General features: G+C 73.7%; 17 protein-coding genes. 10 read left to right on the forward strand and 7 right to left on the reverse strand.

Going from position 1 to position 14,724, the window contains the following annotated elements; genetic code table 11:
- The first annotated feature begins 73 nt into the window (after positions 1–73).
- Together AB0J46_RS14370 and AB0J46_RS14375 are read left to right on the forward strand one after the other, a co-directional pair.
- Complete coding sequence (locus AB0J46_RS14370; RefSeq protein ID WP_364331016.1) at positions 74–1,036, forward strand: DJ-1/PfpI family protein; 963 nt, start codon at positions 74–76, stop codon at positions 1,034–1,036.
- Positions 1,037–1,040: 4 nt separating this feature from the next.
- Positions 1,041–1,664 carry a DJ-1/PfpI family protein gene (locus tag AB0J46_RS14375; protein ID WP_364331019.1) on the forward strand — a complete coding sequence of 208 codons (624 nt, stop codon included), beginning with the start codon at positions 1,041–1,043 and terminating at the stop codon, positions 1,662–1,664.
- A gap of 58 nt (positions 1,665–1,722) precedes the next feature.
- On the opposite strand, the gene AB0J46_RS14380 is transcribed toward AB0J46_RS14375, so the two are convergent.
- On the reverse strand, positions 1,723–2,331 hold the full coding sequence (locus tag AB0J46_RS14380) for a helix-turn-helix domain-containing protein (protein ID WP_364331022.1): 609 nt from the start codon (positions 2,329–2,331) through the stop codon (positions 1,723–1,725).
- 65 nt (positions 2,332–2,396) lie between these two features.
- On the opposite strand from AB0J46_RS14380, the gene AB0J46_RS14385 reads away from it, so the two are divergent.
- A complete protein-coding gene (locus AB0J46_RS14385; protein ID WP_364331025.1) occupies positions 2,397–3,650 on the forward strand; it encodes an MFS transporter in 1,254 nt (417 codons plus the stop codon).
- A gap of 56 nt (positions 3,651–3,706) precedes the next feature.
- Positions 3,707–4,513: a serine/threonine-protein kinase gene (locus AB0J46_RS14390; protein WP_352358144.1), complete on the forward strand. Its 807-nt coding sequence runs from the start codon at positions 3,707–3,709 to the stop codon at positions 4,511–4,513.
- A gap of 25 nt (positions 4,514–4,538) precedes the next feature.
- On the opposite strand, the gene AB0J46_RS14395 is transcribed toward AB0J46_RS14390, so the two are convergent.
- The gene (locus tag AB0J46_RS14395) at positions 4,539–5,285 is read right to left on the reverse strand and encodes a lysophospholipid acyltransferase family protein (RefSeq protein ID WP_352358146.1); all 747 of its coding nucleotides are present in this window, start codon (positions 5,283–5,285) and stop codon (positions 4,539–4,541) included.
- Positions 5,286–5,440: 155 nt separating this feature from the next.
- Between AB0J46_RS14395 and dhaK the strand changes: the two genes are divergently transcribed.
- From dhaK to AB0J46_RS14410, 3 genes are read left to right on the forward strand one after another with little or no spacing between them, the layout of a single operon-like run.
- The gene (dhaK, locus tag AB0J46_RS14400; RefSeq protein WP_364331028.1) at positions 5,441–6,421 is read left to right on the forward strand and encodes a dihydroxyacetone kinase subunit DhaK; all 981 of its coding nucleotides are present in this window, start codon (positions 5,441–5,443) and stop codon (positions 6,419–6,421) included.
- The gene (dhaL, locus tag AB0J46_RS14405; protein ID WP_364331031.1) at positions 6,421–7,071 is read left to right on the forward strand and encodes a dihydroxyacetone kinase subunit DhaL; all 651 of its coding nucleotides are present in this window, start codon (positions 6,421–6,423) and stop codon (positions 7,069–7,071) included. Before dhaK ends, dhaL begins: the two co-directional genes overlap by 1 nt.
- An 11-nt stretch (positions 7,072–7,082) precedes the next feature.
- Entirely contained in the window at positions 7,083–7,445 is a 363-nt protein-coding gene (locus tag AB0J46_RS14410; protein ID WP_364331034.1) for a phosphoenolpyruvate--protein phosphotransferase, read from the forward strand.
- A 22-nt stretch (positions 7,446–7,467) separates the two neighbouring features.
- Here the strand turns inward: AB0J46_RS14410 and AB0J46_RS14415 are convergent, their stop codons facing one another.
- The 5 genes from AB0J46_RS14415 to AB0J46_RS14435 all read right to left on the reverse strand — a co-directional run bounded on the left by AB0J46_RS14415 (position 7,468) and on the right by AB0J46_RS14435 (position 11,774).
- Positions 7,468–9,147: a thiamine pyrophosphate-binding protein gene (locus AB0J46_RS14415; RefSeq protein ID WP_364331037.1), complete on the reverse strand. Its 1,680-nt coding sequence runs from the start codon at positions 9,145–9,147 to the stop codon at positions 7,468–7,470.
- Entirely contained in the window at positions 9,144–9,917 is a 774-nt protein-coding gene (locus tag AB0J46_RS14420) for a cyclase family protein (RefSeq protein WP_364331040.1), read from the reverse strand. The genes AB0J46_RS14415 and AB0J46_RS14420 overlap by 4 nt, the downstream gene beginning before the upstream one ends.
- A gap of 75 nt (positions 9,918–9,992) precedes the next feature.
- Positions 9,993–10,709 carry a carbohydrate kinase family protein gene (locus AB0J46_RS14425; protein WP_364331043.1) on the reverse strand — a complete coding sequence of 239 codons (717 nt, stop codon included), beginning with the start codon at positions 10,707–10,709 and terminating at the stop codon, positions 9,993–9,995.
- Positions 10,706–11,299 (reverse strand): hypothetical protein, encoded by a 594-nt coding sequence (locus AB0J46_RS14430; protein ID WP_364331046.1) that lies wholly within the window; start codon positions 11,297–11,299, stop codon positions 10,706–10,708. The genes AB0J46_RS14425 and AB0J46_RS14430 overlap by 4 nt, the downstream gene beginning before the upstream one ends.
- 46 nt (positions 11,300–11,345) lie before the next feature.
- Positions 11,346–11,774: a CBS domain-containing protein gene (locus AB0J46_RS14435; RefSeq protein ID WP_364331049.1), complete on the reverse strand. Its 429-nt coding sequence runs from the start codon at positions 11,772–11,774 to the stop codon at positions 11,346–11,348.
- 139 nt (positions 11,775–11,913) lie between these two features.
- Here AB0J46_RS14435 and AB0J46_RS14440 point away from each other — a divergent pair, with 139 nt between their 5' ends.
- From AB0J46_RS14440 to AB0J46_RS14450, 3 genes are all read left to right on the forward strand, one after another.
- The gene (locus AB0J46_RS14440; protein ID WP_364331052.1) at positions 11,914–13,308 is read left to right on the forward strand and encodes an aminopeptidase P family protein; all 1,395 of its coding nucleotides are present in this window, start codon (positions 11,914–11,916) and stop codon (positions 13,306–13,308) included.
- Positions 13,309–13,411: 103 nt separating this feature from the next.
- Positions 13,412–14,113, forward strand: a complete 702-nt coding sequence (locus AB0J46_RS14445) for a hypothetical protein (protein WP_364331055.1) — start codon at positions 13,412–13,414, stop codon at positions 14,111–14,113.
- A 17-nt stretch (positions 14,114–14,130) separates the two neighbouring features.
- Positions 14,131–14,724: a 4'-phosphopantetheinyl transferase superfamily protein gene (locus tag AB0J46_RS14450; protein WP_364331058.1), complete on the forward strand. Its 594-nt coding sequence runs from the start codon at positions 14,131–14,133 to the stop codon at positions 14,722–14,724.

The raw sequence follows: 14,724 nt of genomic DNA on the forward strand, positions 1-14,724 counted from the left end.
GCGGGAGCGGGTGGCGTAATGTGCAAGGTTTGTGTCATTGACGCCAATGCAGGGCCGCGACCAGCATGAAGGCATGCAGCGACGGATCGTGATCGTCGTCTTCCCGGGCTTCCAGTTGCTGGACATGGCCGGGCCGGCGGACGTGTTCGCGACCGCCGACCTGATCGCCCGGGGACGGGGTTACCGGGTCGAGGTGGCCGGTGTGGCGGCGGGGGCGGTGAGCGCGTCGAACGGGGTCACCGTCATGGCGGGGGCGCTCGGCGAGGTGTCGGGGCCGATCGACACGCTCATGGTGGCCGGCGGGCTGTCGGTGCCCCGGCAGCTGGAGGACCGCGCGCTGGTCGGGGCGGTCGCCGCTCTGGCCGCGCGGGCGGGACGGGTGGCCTCGGTCTGCAACGGGGCCTTCCTGCTGGCCGAGGCCGGGCTGCTCGGCCGCCGCCGGGCCACCACCCACTGGCTGTCGGCCGACGACCTGCGCCACCGCTACGCCGACGTCGAGGTGGACCCCGACCCGCTCTACATCGAGGACGGCAACGTGTGGACCTCGGCGGGCGTGCTGTCCGGCGTGGACCTCGCGCTCGCGCTGGTGGCCAGGGACCACGGCCACGAGCTGGCCCGCGACGTCGCCCGCGGGCTCGTCGTCTACCTGCACCGGCCGGGCGGGCAGAGCCAGTTCAGCGCGCCGATGCGGGCCATGACGCCGCGCAGCCTCCCCCTGCGGGAGCTGCAGGGCTACATCGACGCCAACCCGGCCGCCGACCTGAGCGTGCCCGCGCTCGCCCGGCGCGTCGGGATGAGCGAACGGCACTTCTCCCGCGTCTTCACCGAGCAGACCGGCCTGCCACCCGGCCGGTACGTCGAACGCAGCCGCGCCGACGCCGCCAGACGCCTCCTGGAGGTCACCGGGCACCCCCTGGAGACCGTGGCCAGGGAGGCGGGCCTGGGCACGCCGGAGACCCTCTACCGCGTCTTCCGCCGCCACTGGCGGGTGTCGCCGGGCGAGCACCGCCGCAGATTCCAGTCGAAGGAGAAATGACACCATGCATGTGGCAATCCCGCTTTATCCCCGTTTCACCGCTCTCGACGCGGTCGGCCCCTACACGGTGCTGGCGTTCGCGCCCGGCGTCACGGTGACGTTCGTGGCCGGGGAGGTGGGGCCGGTGACCGACGACCAGGGCACCCTGTCGATCGCCGCCACCGCCTCCTACGCCGACCTGCCGCGTCCCGACGTGGTGATCGTGCCCGGCGGGCCCGGCACCCTGGAGGCGATGTCGGACGAGGCGCTGCTCGGCTGGCTGCGCGAGGCCCACGAGCACACGCGGTGGACGACGTCGGTGTGCAGCGGCTCGTACGTGCTGGGCGCGGCGGGGCTGCTCAAGGGCGTGCGCGCGACCACCCACTGGGCGGTGCTGGACGGCCTGGCGGGCGTCGGCGCAGAGCCGGCGGGCGAGCGCGTCGTCACCGAGGGCAAGATCGTGACGGCCGCCGGGGTGTCGGCCGGGATCGACATGGCCCTGACCCTGCTGGCCCAGGCCGACGGCGTCGAGACGGCCCAGGCGGTGCAGCTCGCGATCGAGTACGACCCGCAGCCGCCGTTCGACGCGGGCTCGCCCGCCAAGGCGCCCGAGGGCACCGTCGAGCGGGCCATGAGCCTGCTCTCCTGACCGTCCGGCCACGGCGCCCCCGTCCCTCCGGGGACGGGGGCGCCGCGCGTCGCAGGGGTCAGGACCGGTCCTGCGCGGGCGGGTCGCCCGTGGCCCCGAGCGGCAGGACGTCGAAGTGCACGACGACGTGGGCGCCGTCGGCGGGGGCGTCCCTGCCGTCCGACAGGCGGCGGAAGCGGTCCAGCACCTCCAGCACCCGGTCGCGCAGGTCGGCCGTCTCCTCGGGGGTGAGCCGCAGCGAGCGGCGGGCGAACACGCCGGCCTGAACCCATTCCTCGGGAGCCCGCAGCGCGCCTTCCCGCCACCGGGTCAGCTCCGCGCCGCGCTGCCGGACCATGTCGTCCAGCAGGAATCTCAGCGCGGCGTCGACCTCCTCGGGGTTGTCCTTCGCCGGTCCGAAGCTGAAGCCCCCGGGCGTGATCCGCCAGTACTTCTCCTTGCCCCGGCCGAGCTCGGGCGCGATCTCGATCATGCCGTGGCGGGCCAGCTCGCGCAGGTGGTAGCTGGTGGCCCCGGTGTTCTGCCCGAGCAGGCCGGCCAGGCCGGTGGCGGTGGCCGGGCCGTGCTCGTCGAGCAGCTCGTAGATGCGCAGCCGCAGCGGGTGCGCGAACGACTTCAGCGCCTTCGCGTCGAGGGTACGGGCGGAAAAGCCCTTGCCGTCTGTCACTGTGCAAGCCTATCTTTGCAAAGGAATCTATGCACACTTTTCTTTACACACTATCGGAGTGAGTCGTGAACCGTCTCGGGCGGGCCTTCTGGTTCCTGTGGTCGTCCACCGCGCTGTCGAACCTGGCCGACGGTGTCCTGCGGGTCGGCGCGCCGCTGCTGGCCGTGTCCATGACCCGCTCCCCCACGCTGGTGTCGCTGGCCGGGGCCGCCGCGACCGCGCCCTGGCTGCTGCTGGCGCTGCACGCGGGGGCCGTGGCCGACCGGGTCGACCGCCGCCGGATCATGACGCTGGCCAACGCCGCGCGTACGGCGGTGCTGGCGGTGGCTGCGCTGCTGGCGACGGCGGGCCTGCTGAACCTGTGGACGCTGCTCGCGGTGGTCTTCGCGGCCGGGGTGAGCGAGGTCTTCGCCGACACCTCGGCGCAGTCCGTCCTGCCCATGACCGTCGCCAAGGACGACCTCACCAGGGCCAACGCCCGGATCGTCGGCGTCCAGACCGTCGGCAACGACTTCGTCGGCGCGCCGGTGGCCGGGCTGCTCGCCGGCCTGCTGCCCGCCGCCCTCTTCGGCGCCCCCGCCCTCCTGTACGCCGCCGCCGCCCTGCTGCTGACCGGCATGGCCGGCTCCTTCCGGGCCGCTCCGGCCGCGTCCGGGCCGCGCCGCCCGCTGCGCGCCGACATCGCCGAGGCGCTGCGCTACCTGTGGGCCCACCGGCTGCTGCGCAAACTGGCGATCTCCGCGGGCATGCTGAACCTGGCCAGCGCCGGATACTTCGCCGTCTTCGTCCTGTGGGCCGTCGGCGACGGGTCGCGCATCGGCCTCGACCCGAGCGGCTACGGCCTCATGATGACCGCGTTCGCGGCCGGCGCGGTGCTCGGCTCACCGCTGACCGGGCCGGTCACGCGGCTGATCGGCGAGGCCGGCACGCTGGTCGGGGCGTGGCTGGTCAGCAGCCTGCTGCTGCTCGTCCCCATGCTCGTGCCGTCGCCGTGGGCGCTGTACCCGGTCGCGGTGGTGTGGGGCGTGACGGGGGCGGCGGCCAACGTGCTGGTCGTCTCGATCCGCCAGCGGCTGATCCCCGGCGAGATGCTGGGACGGGTGAACTCCGCCTACCGGCTGGTCGGCATGGGCGGCATGCCGGTGGGCGCGGCGCTCGGCGGCCTGGCGGGTGACCTGTTCGGGCTGGCCGCCGTCCTGGCCGGGGCCGCGGGGCTGTGCCTGGTGGCGGTAGGGCTCGTGTGGCGCGCCCTGCCTGGGCGAATTTCTGCGGCGCTGACCAGCGAACCTACACTTCCCGACATATCCAGATCACGTTAGGCACCCTATGCCGTGTGCGGAGATGACATGATTATCCCCGAGCTTGAGGGGATGGTATGCGGGAGATCGGCGGACGGTACCTCCTGAACGAGGAGGCCGGTCGTGGGGGTATGGGAGTCGTCTGGCGGGCGTTCGATCGGCTCCTCCACCGAGAGGTGGCGTTGAAGGAGCTGACTCTGGCCGGTGAGGCCGAGATGGTTCGCCGCCGGGTGCTGCGTGAGGCCCGGATGGCGGCCGGCCTGACGCACCCCAACATCGTCACGGTCCACGACCTGATGGAAGTGGGCGGCAAGCTCTGGATCGTGATGGAGTACCTGCACGGGCTCTCACTCCACCAGCTGCTCTCCCAGGTGGGCACGTTGCCCGCGCAGTCGGTGGTGGCGATCGGCCAGCACCTGCTCGCCGCGCTGCGCACCGCGCACAAGGCCGGCGTGCTCCATCGCGACGTCAAGCCCGCGAACGTGATGCTGACCGGCGACCGCGTGGTGCTGACCGACTTCGGCATCGCCACGGCCGAGGGCGACATCCGCATGACGACCTCGCGGCGGCTGCGCGGGACGCCCGCGTTCATGGCCCCGGAGCGGCTGCACGGCGGGCCGGCCAGCAAGGAGGCCGACATGTGGTCCTTCGGCGCGACGCTCTACAGCGCCGTCGAGGGCCAGCCGCCCTACCCCGGGCAGGACGCGGCCACGGTGCTCGGCATGGCCCGCAGCGGCCCGTACCCGCCGCCGCGGCGGGCCGGGGTGATGCGCCCGCTCATCGAGGGGCTGCTCCACCACGACCCGGTGCGCCGCTACACGCCGGAGCAGACGGCGGGCCTGCTGGCGGGCATGCGCGCCAGCGCCTACCAGGCCGCCATCTGACCGGTTCAGGCGGGCTCAGGCGGGCTCAGTCCCTCTGGGCGCGGGCCTCGGCCTCGGCGGCGTCCATGGCGGCCGCCTCCTCGGGCGTGGGCGCGGTGCCGCCCAGGTGCGCGGGCTGCCACCACACGCCCGGCGGCACCTCGGGATAGGTGCGCTGCGCCCGGTCGACCAGCTCCGACAGGCGCGTGTGCAGGTCGACGGTGTGCTGGTTGACGTCTTCCCCGCGCTTGGGGTGGAACGGCTCACCCACCAGGATGGTGATCGGCACGTGCCGCTGGGTGAGCTGCTTGGGGCGGCCCTTGGTCCACAATCGCTGACTGCCCCACAGGGCGACCGGGATGACCGGCACGTTGGTGGCCTGGGCCATGCGGATCGCGCCGTTCTTGATCTCCTTGACGGTGAAGGAGCGGCTGATCGTGGCCTCGGCGAAGACGCCCACCACCTCACCGGCCTTGAGCTTGCGCAGCGCGGTGGCGTACGAGCCGGCCCCGGCCCCGCGGTCGACCGGGATGTGGTGCATGCCGCGCATCAGCGGCCCGGAGACACGGTGGTCGAAGACGTCCTGCTTGGCCATGAAGCGCACCAGCCGCTTGGACGGCACCGCGGCGAACCCCGCGAAGATGAAGTCGAGATAGCTGATGTGATTGCTCACCAGCACCGCTCCCCCGGTCCGCGGCACGTGCTCGGTGCCCTCCATGTGGAAGCGGTAGTCGAGCACGCGAAAGAGGGTCCGCGCGGCGGCGATCACCGGCGGGTACACAATCTCAGCCATGAGCAGAAGGTAGCCTACTCACGCCGGTCGGCAGGCCACCCGGGAGACCTCGTCCCGCCCGGAAAAGATCGGCTCGGGTCACGAGATCGTAGGACATCCCCCCTGTTCACGCGGCGGCGCTTGCCCTCCCGTGAGAACGGGCAGATGTTTTGACCATGAAGAAGCTCATCAACACCGCCGACTCCGTGGTGGAGGACGCGCTGAACGGCATGGCCGCGGCCCATCCCGCGCTGAGGGTCCAGAACCGCGTGGTCTACCGGGCCGCGGGGCCGCGCCCCGGCAAGGTGGGGCTGGTGTCGGGCGGCGGCTCGGGCCACGAGCCGCTGCACGCCGGGTTCGTCGGCCACGGCATGCTGGACGCCGCCTGCCCCGGCGAGATCTTCACCTCGCCCGTGCCCGACCAGATCATCGAGGCCACCAAGGCCGTCGACGGCGGCGCCGGGGTGCTGCACATCGTCAAGAACTACACCGGCGACGTGCTCAACTTCGAGATGGCCGCCGAGCTGGCCGAGGACAACGACGTGGCCTCCGTGCTGGTCGACGACGACGTGGCCGTCCAGAACTCGCTCTACACGGCCGGGCGGCGCGGCACGGGCGCGACGCTGTTCGTGGAGAAGATCGCCGGCGCGCTGGCCGAGGAGGGCGCGCCGCTGACCGAGGTGGCCAGGGTGGCCGCCGAGGTGAACGAGCGCAGCAGGTCCTTCGGCATCGCGCTGACCTCGTGCACGACGCCGTCGGCGGGCAAGCCGACGTTCGACCTGCCCGAGACGGACGTGGAGCTGGGCATCGGCATCCACGGCGAGCCCGGCCGCACGCGGGCGCCGATGGCCTCGGCCCGCGAGCTGGCCGCCGTCGCCATGGAGGCACTGCACAGCGACCTGCCGCTCCGCGGCGACCTGCTGGTCATGGTCAACGGCATGGGCGGCACCCCGCTCATGGAGCTGTACGTGCTGTTCGCCGAGGTCGCGGCGTTCGTGAAGGGCAAGGACGCGCGGGTGGCCCGCTCGCTCGTCGGCAACTACGTGACGAGCCTGGACATGCAGGGCTTCTCGGTCACCGTGTGCCGGGTCGACGACCCGCTCATCCGGCTCTGGGACGCGCCCGTCGAGACCCCGGCGCTGCGCTGGGGGCGTTGATGGACACCCGCTTCTTCGCGGACTGGCTCGACGAGGCGGCCCGGCTGGTCCGCCGCGACCGCGAACGGCTGACGGACCTCGACGCGGCCATCGGCGACGCCGACCACGGCGCGAACCTCGACCGCGGCTTCACCGAGGTCGCCAAGGCGCTGGCCGACCGGCCGCCGGGCTCCCCCGGGCAGGTGCTGACCGACGCGGGCACGGCCCTCATCCGCCGCGTCGGCGGCGCCTCCGGCCCGCTGTACGGGTCGATGTTCCGCCAGATGGGCCGGACGCTGGAGTCCCCGGTGACGCTGGCCCGCTTCGAGGCGGCGTTCGAGGAGGGAGTGGTCGCGCTGGAACGGCTGGGCAAGGCGGCCGTGGGCGACAAGACCATGGTGGACGCGCTGGTCCCGGCCTCCCGGTCGCTGGCCCTGGCCGTACGGGACGGCATCGGGGCGCTGGAGGCGTTCGAACGGGCGGCGGACGCGGCGGCCGAGGGCGCGCGCGAGACGATCCCCCTCCAGGCCCGCAAGGGCCGGGCCAGCTACCTGGGCGAACGCAGCGTGGGCCACGAGGACCCGGGAGCGGCCTCGGCGGCCCTGATCATGCGCGCCCTGGCCACGGTGGCCCGGAACCGCGCAGCGGGCCAGGGGCGGGCGGAGGGCTGATGGTCGGGGTGGTGCTGGTTTCGCACAGTGCCGGGCTGGCGGCCGAGACGGCGGCGCTGGCCCTGGGGATCGCCGCGGAGCCCGTGCCGGTGGCGGCGGCCGGCGGCACCGCGGACGGCGGCCTGGGCACCAGCTTCGACCTCGTCGAGCAGGCGGTGCGCAGCGTGGACCGGGGCGACGGCGTGCTGATCATCCCCGACCTCGGCAGCTCGGTGCTGACCGCCCGGCTGCTGGAGGAGGACGGGCGGGTGGTGATCGCGGACGTGCCGTTCGTGGAGGGGGCGGTGGCGGCGTGCGTGGCGGCGTGCACGGGCGGGTCACTGGCGGAGGTGCTGGCCGCCGCCGAAGAGGCCCGCACCTACCGCAAACTCTGACCGCCCCCGTCCCTGGCCCCGCTCAGTGGCCCTTGAAGGCCTCCTCCAGCCACCAGGAGCCATGTTCCCCGGTGATCTTGGCGTGCACCAGCAACGGGCGGTCCCTGGGCCCCTTGAGCCATTCGGCCACGCCCGCCAGCCCGGCGGCGTCCGTGACGGTCACCGCCGCGAACCCGTGGCCCCGGGCGATCGCGGCCAGGTCGGCGGGCGGGAAGCGGACCGTGCCGAGCGGATGCCCGTGCGGCCCGAAGTGGTGCACCTCCGCCCCGTACGCCTCGTCGTCGTAGACCACGACCACCATGGGCAGCCCCAGCCGGACGACGGTCTCCAGCTCGGCGATGCCCATGAACGCGCCGCCGTCGCCCAGGGCGGCCACCGGGAGCCGGTCCGGACGGGCCAGGGCGGCCCCGATCGCGGTCGCCAGGCCGAGCCCGACCGACTGGAACGCCTGGGTGAAGCAGAACCCGCCCGCGTCCGGCACGTCCAGGAACATCGAGGGGTATCCCATGAAGTTGCCCGAGTCGACGGACACGACGCGCTCGCTCGGGAGCAGGTCGTCCAGGGCGATGGTGAGCGTTCTCGGGTCGATGCGGCCCGCGCCGCTCTCGTCCCGGTACGGCACCGCGCGCCAGCGCCCCTCGTCCCTGATCCGCCGGGCCAGCTCGGCCGACCGGTAACCCGGCGCGGCGCCGCCCGGCCCGGTCAGGGCCGCCGCCACGGCGCGGACGTCCCCGACCACGCCCAGGTCGGCCCGGACGTGCGCGCCGACGGCCGCCGGGTCGAGGTCGACCTGCGCCACCTTCGCCTCCGGCGGGATCAGCGTGCCGTGGCGGGTCGTCCACATGTTGAGGGCGCAGCCCCAGCCGACGATCAGGTCCGCGCCGCGGATCAGCTCGGCGGCCAGCGGGGTGGCGAAGCCGCCGCTCACGTCGAGGTCCCAGGGGCTGCCGCGGAACAGGCCCTTGGCGACGGCGGAGGTGGCCAGCAGGGCGCCGGTGCGGTCGGCCAGCGCCTCCAGCTCGCGGCGGGCGTGCCGGGCGCCACGGCCCGCGACGAACACCGGCCGCCGCGCCCCGGCCAGCAGCCGCCGCAGCTCGGCCGTCGCGTCGTCCGCGGCTGCCCGGTCGGATCCGGCCGTCGTGTCCAGTGCGGCTGCCCGGTCGGATCCGGCCGCGCCGGTCAGGGCAGGTGCGGGGGCGCGGGAGCGGGAGGGGGCGGACTGCACGTCGAGCGGCAGGTTCAGCAGGACCGTGCGGCGTTCCTGCGAGGCCACGCGGAAGGCTTCGAGCGCCTGCTCCTCGGCCCGCGCGGCGTCCGTGAGGCGCATGGGGACCGCGCCGACCGCCGCGGCCAGGGCGTCCTGGTCGATGTGGAAGTTGGAGCGCGCGTCCGTCGCCTCACCGGCCAGGACGATCATCGGCGTACGGCTCTTGGCCGCCTCGGCGATCCCCGTCATCGCGTTGGTCAGCCCGGGCCCCTGGTGGACCGTGACGACGCCGACCTCGCCGCTCATCCTGGCGTAGGCGTCGGCCATGGTCGCCGCCCCGCCCTCGTGCCGCGCGGCGACGAACCGCACGCCGTGCTCGACCAGCGCGTTCGTGACGTGGAAGTTGCCGCTGCCGACCACCCCGAACGCCGTGCGGACGCCGCCGGCGGCCAGCGCCCGGCCGACCGCAGCGGCCGCCGTCTCCGGGACGGTCAACGTTCCACCAGGGCCAGGACGCGGACGGGGCTGCCGGAGCCGCCCACGATGGGCAGCGGCGGGGCGACCACGGCGGCCCCGGTCACCGGCAGGCGGTCGAGGTTGCGGAGCTGGGTCAGGCCGTACTTGCCCGCGCCGAGCAGGAAGGAGTGACAGGGGAAGGGCGGGTCGAAGGAGTGGGCGGCCCCGGCGTCGGTGCCGACGGTCTCCACGCCGAGCCCGAGGATCGGGGTCTCGGCGGCCAGCCAGGACGCGCACTCGACCGAGATGCCCGGCGAGTGGGGGCCGGTCTCGTCGGCGTTGAGGAAGGCGGCCTGGTCGGCGGAGCGGGCGTCCCAGCCGGTGCGGTAGAGCAGCCAGCCGCCGTCGGGCAGCGGGCCGTTGGCGCGTTCCCATTCCTTGACGTGGTCGATCTGCAGGAGGAAGTCGGGGTCCTTGGCCGCCTCGGCGGCGAAGTCGAGCACGATCGCGGGCGCGATCAGGCTGCGTACGGGCACCTGGGAGACGTCCTGGCCGTCGCGGGCGGTGACCCAGTGGACGGGCGCGTCGAAGTGGGTGCCGGAGTGCTCGCCGGTGTGGATGTCGTTCCAGTACCAGGCGGGGCCGCGGTCGTCGTAACGGCTGATCTCCTCCAGCCGGAACGGGATGGTGTTGCCGAACGGCTCGGGCAACTGGAGGATCGGCGTCTCGGAGGACAGGGGCGCGGTGAGGTCGACCACCTCGATGGCACCGCCGCGCACGCTGTCCAGGAAGCTCTGCAACACCGACATGTCATCCTCCTTGTTGGGCTGAGCGCATCCTCCTCCAGCGGGACTCACCCGCGCAACGACACGGCGGGGCGGTCTTCACAGGTCGTCCCAGGTGGGTTGGGCGGCGGTGCCGCCGGCCGCGCCGTCCTTGACGACGACGGCCGGTCCGAGGGCGCCCAGCCGCGCCGCGACGGCCTCCAGCGGCCCGTCACGGACGCCGGACAGGCGGGCCGCGATCGCCCTGGCCTCGCCGGCGTTGGGCAGGAACACGTCGGTGGCGGCGAGCACGTCCGCCAGGCCGTCCCAGCGGCCGGCCGGGTCGTCGTTGGTGTCCAGCGAGGTCGTGGCGCCCGCCGCGCGCAGCTCCGCCAGCAGCGCGGGCAGCCCGTCCGCCAGTCCCGGCTGCAGGAAGTACGACGACACGTGCACGTGCCGGGCCAGGCCGCGCGGCACGTCCGCGGCGGTCAGGTACGGCAGGCAGCCCGGCGAGGTGAGGATGGCCCGGTCCGTCCCGTCGGCGAGCACCACGGTCATGGCCGTGGTGCTCGGGGTCGGAGACGCAGTGGGAGACGTCCACCCCGCGCTCGGCCAGCGCGCCGAGCACGAAACGCCGGCGAAGGCGGTGCGCAGGCCGAGCCTGGCGGCCCCGCACGCGGTGATCGCGCCGGACCCGCCGAGGACCAGGTCGCCGCCCGCGACGAGCTGTTCGCGCTGGCCGTACGCCAGGTCGCGCGGCGCGCCCGTCAGCACGATGTCGGGGTTGGCGTCGCCGACGACCAGGAGGTCGAACCCACCGGTCACGGCAGCCGTCACGCCTTGGTCCACTGTGCGCATCCGGCCGTCTGGAACGCCTTGTCGCCCGGCTCGATGGTGACGCTCGCCGGGCCGGTCGGCGCGCCCGCGTTGATCACCGCGCCGAGGTCGGGGGACGTGCTGTTCAGCCGGGCCCAGAAGCAGTTCGTGGAGCCCGCGACGGGACCGGTCGTCCGGTAGGTGCCGGGCTGCATGTCCACGCCCACGACGAACGTGCGCATCCCGGCCATCGGCCCGGTCTGCGCGGGTCCGGGCTGCGTGGGACCGGTCTGTGCCGGTCCAGGTTGCGTGGGACCGGTTTGGGCCGGGCCGGTCTGAGCAGGGCCGGTCTGGAGGGGGTCCGTCTGGAGGGGGCCGGTCTGCGGGGCGTCCGTCGGGGCGGGCTGGGTGGCGGGGACGGAGGCCGAGGGCGGCCCGGTGCCCTCGACCGTCACCGTGACCCTGGGGGCCGGCGAGGCCGACGAGCCCTCCGCGCCGTACCCGACGAAGATGCCCAGGATGAAGGCCACCACGGCGGCCAGCCCGGACACGAGCAGGATGATCGGCGGACTGCTCGTCGCCCGAGGGGGCTCAGGGGGGCCGTACGTCACGGACCCAAGGGTGCCATCTCCATCGACGCCCCTGTCAACGCCCCGGTCAGCGGTGGAGGTAGTCGACGAGCGACGCCTTCTCCGTCTCCAGCTCCTCGATCGCGCTCTTGACCACGTCGCCGATGCTGACGATGCCCACCAGGCGGCCGTTCTCGACCACGGGCATGTGGCGGAACCGGTGGGTGGTCATCGTGCGGCGCAGCTCGTCGACGTTGTCGCCGGGCCCGGCCGTGCGGACCTCGGTCGTCATGATCGAGGAGACCGGCGCGTCGAGGATCTCGGGGCCCCGGTCGTGCAGCCGCCGCACCACGTCGCGCTCGGAGACGATCCCCTGGATCGTCGTGCCGTCGGTGGAGACGACGACCGCGCCGATGTTGTGGTCGGCGAGCTTGCCGAGCAGTTCCCGTACTGTCGCCGCCGGCGCCACCGTGGTGACAGCGCTTCCCTTGTTGCGCAGGATCGTCCCGATGAGCATGTGCACCACCTCTGCTCCCGTTGTCCCCGGCCGAGGGCCGGCTTATGCCCGGTCCTCACAGGCAAACAACCGAGTGGGGACCCCGTCAAGCGGTCACGTAGGCTGACTTGCCGCATCTCCGACGACGTGGAAGGCATCGATGACCGAGCAGCTCAACACCGGAAGCCACGACCTGCCCATCACCCCGGAGCTGGCCGCGTTCATGCGCACCGGCTGGGCCGACACCCGGCGCACCGGCGTGACCGCGCTGCCGATCGCTCCCTGGGCGGCCCGGCGCAGGGCGGCGCTGGCCGCGCGCTTCCCCGGTGAGCGGCTGGTCGTCCCGTCGGGCACGCTCAAGGTGCGCAGCAACGACAGCGACTACCGGTTCCGTCCGCACAGCGCGTACTCCTACCTGACGGGCGCGGGCGAGCCCGGCGACGTGCTGGTCATCGAGCCGTCCGGGCAGGCCGTGCTGTACGTGCGCCCGCGCTCGCCGCGCGAGGAGGGCGAGGAGTTCTACCGCGACCGCCGCTACGGCGAGTTCTGGGTGGGCCGCAGGCCCGACCTGGCCGAGGCGTCGGAGCTGTACCAGATCGAGTGCGCGCATATCCGCGACCTGCGCTCCGAGGGCCCGGCCCGGGTGCTGCGCGGCGTCGACGCCTCCGTCGACGCGCTGGTGCCGGCGGGCGGCCGCGACGCCGAGCTGGAGGTGTTCCTGTCGGAGATGCGGCTGGTCAAGGACGAGTGGGAGGTCGGCGAGCTGCAGTCGGCCGTGGACGCCACCGTGCGCGGCTTCGAGGACGTCGTGCGCGCCCTGCCCGCGGCCCTCGGCCACCCGCGCGGCGAGCGTTACCTGGAGGGCGTCTTCGGGCTGCGCTCGCGCCTGGAGGGGAACGCGGTCGGCTACGACAGCATCGTGGCCTCCGGCGCCCACGCCTGCGTGCTCCACTGGATCCGCAACGACGGCGCGCTGGCCGAGGGCGACCTGCTCCTGCTGGACGCCGGCGTCGAGACCGACACCCTCTACACCGCCGACGTCACCCGGACGTTCCCGCTGTCGGGCCGGTTCACCCCGGCGCAGCGGCAGGCGTACGAGCTGGTGCTGGCCGCCCAGGACGCCGGCATCGGGGCGCTGAAGCCCGGCGCGAGCTTCCGCGACTTCCACCTGGCGGCCATGCGCGTCATCTGCGAGGGCCTGCACGACTGGGGCCTGCTGAAGGACTCCCCCGACGCCCTCATGGAGTCGGGCCTGTACCGGCGCTACACGCTGTGCAGCAGCGGCCACATGCTCGGCCTCGACGTGCACGACTGCGCCAGGTCGCGGGCCGAGGTCTACCTCGACGGCGTGCTGGAGGAGGGCAACGTCCTGACGGTCGAGCCGGGCCTGTACTTCCAGCCCGACGACCTGACGCTGCCCGCCGAGCTGCGCGGCATGGGCATCCGCATCGAGGACGACCTGGTGGTCACCGCCGAGGGCGCCACCCTGATGTCGAAGGCCCTCCCCCGCCACCCCGACGAGATCGAGTCCTGGATGAACGTCGTCCGTTCGTGACGGCCCGGTCACTTTTCGTGGGCGACTGACAAGGTGCGTCCTGGGCTGGCATCGTGGGCTGGATCGCGGCGGGCCGGGCAGCCCGCCGCCGTGAGGAGTCACCATGACCGCCGACCGCCACCTCACCGCCCCCGCCATCCCGGACACCGAGGCACCTCCGGAGACCGCCACCGAGGCTCTCACCGAGGCTTCCGCCGAGGCAGAGAGCGGCCGGGAGGCGGCGGGGGCGGGTGCGACGGTGGCCGGGCGGTTCACGCGGGGGCGGGTGCTCGGCGCGCTGGCGGCGATGCTGGCGGCGGCCGTCGCGGCCGCGGCCGTGCCGCAGTGGATCGACGCCTCCCGGGCCCGGGAGGCGCTGGCCCGCCTGGAGAGCGAGCGCGCCCTGCGCCTGGAGGTCTCCGGCGCCGCGAGCGCCTTCGGCCAGGCCCTGCTCAGCTACGACTACAAGGACCTCCAGAGCACCCGCTCGTCCCTGTCCGCCCAGGCCACGGGCGACTTCCAGGCCACCTACGACGCGGCGTTCGGCGGCGCGATGTCCCAGGTGATCGTCAAGCTCAAGGCCGTCTCCCAGGCCAAGGTCCGCGAGGTCTATCTGGCCGACGCCGGCGAGGCCACCGCGCACGCCATCGTCGTCGTGGACCAGCAGGTGAACACCGCGCAGGCGATTCGCTCGGTGAAGGATTCGCACCTTAAGATCACGCTTGTGAAGCAGAAGGGCGCTTGGAAGGTCCAGGACGTGACCGTGCTCGGCGCGGCCTCGGAGGACCAGTACAAGCTCGACGACCCCGCGGCGAAGAAGGACTGACGATCGTCCCCCTGGCAATGGGCGGCCGCCCCGAAGAGGTGCGCGCCCCCGAGACGTGGCTGACCGAGGCCGAGCGCGAACGCGCCGACCGGTTCGTCTTCCCCGCCGACCGCGCCTGTTTCGTCGCGGCCCACCTGCTCGTCCGCCTGTGCGCCGCGGCCGTGCTGGATCTGCCGCCGGAGGGGCTGACCCTGCTGCAGCACTGCGAGGTGCACGGCCCCGGCCACGGCAGGCCGTACCTGCGCGAGGCCCCCGATCTGGGCGTGAGCTTCAGCCACACCCGCGGCTACGTGTGCGCCGCGGCCGGCCCCGGCCGGGTCGGCGTGGACGCCGAGCACGTGCCGACGGGCCCGCTGAACGAGGGCCTGGCCGACCACGCGCTCACCCCCGCCGAACGCGCCCTGGTGACCGGCAACGACGACCTGATCCGCCACTGGACCCGCAAGGAGGCCCTGGTCAAACGCGGCGAGCTCACCCTGGACGAGCTGCGCACGACCGGCGTCGACCCGCTGCCGTTCGGTCACCTGCTGGAATGGCGGGCCGCCCCGGACATCAGGGTCGCCGTCGTCACCGACACGCCGGCCGAGCGGATTCCCGTCCCGGCGCTCTGA

The organism is Nonomuraea sp. NPDC049758 (assembly GCF_040674635.1).
GTDB lineage: Bacteria > Actinomycetota > Actinomycetes > Streptosporangiales > Streptosporangiaceae > Nonomuraea.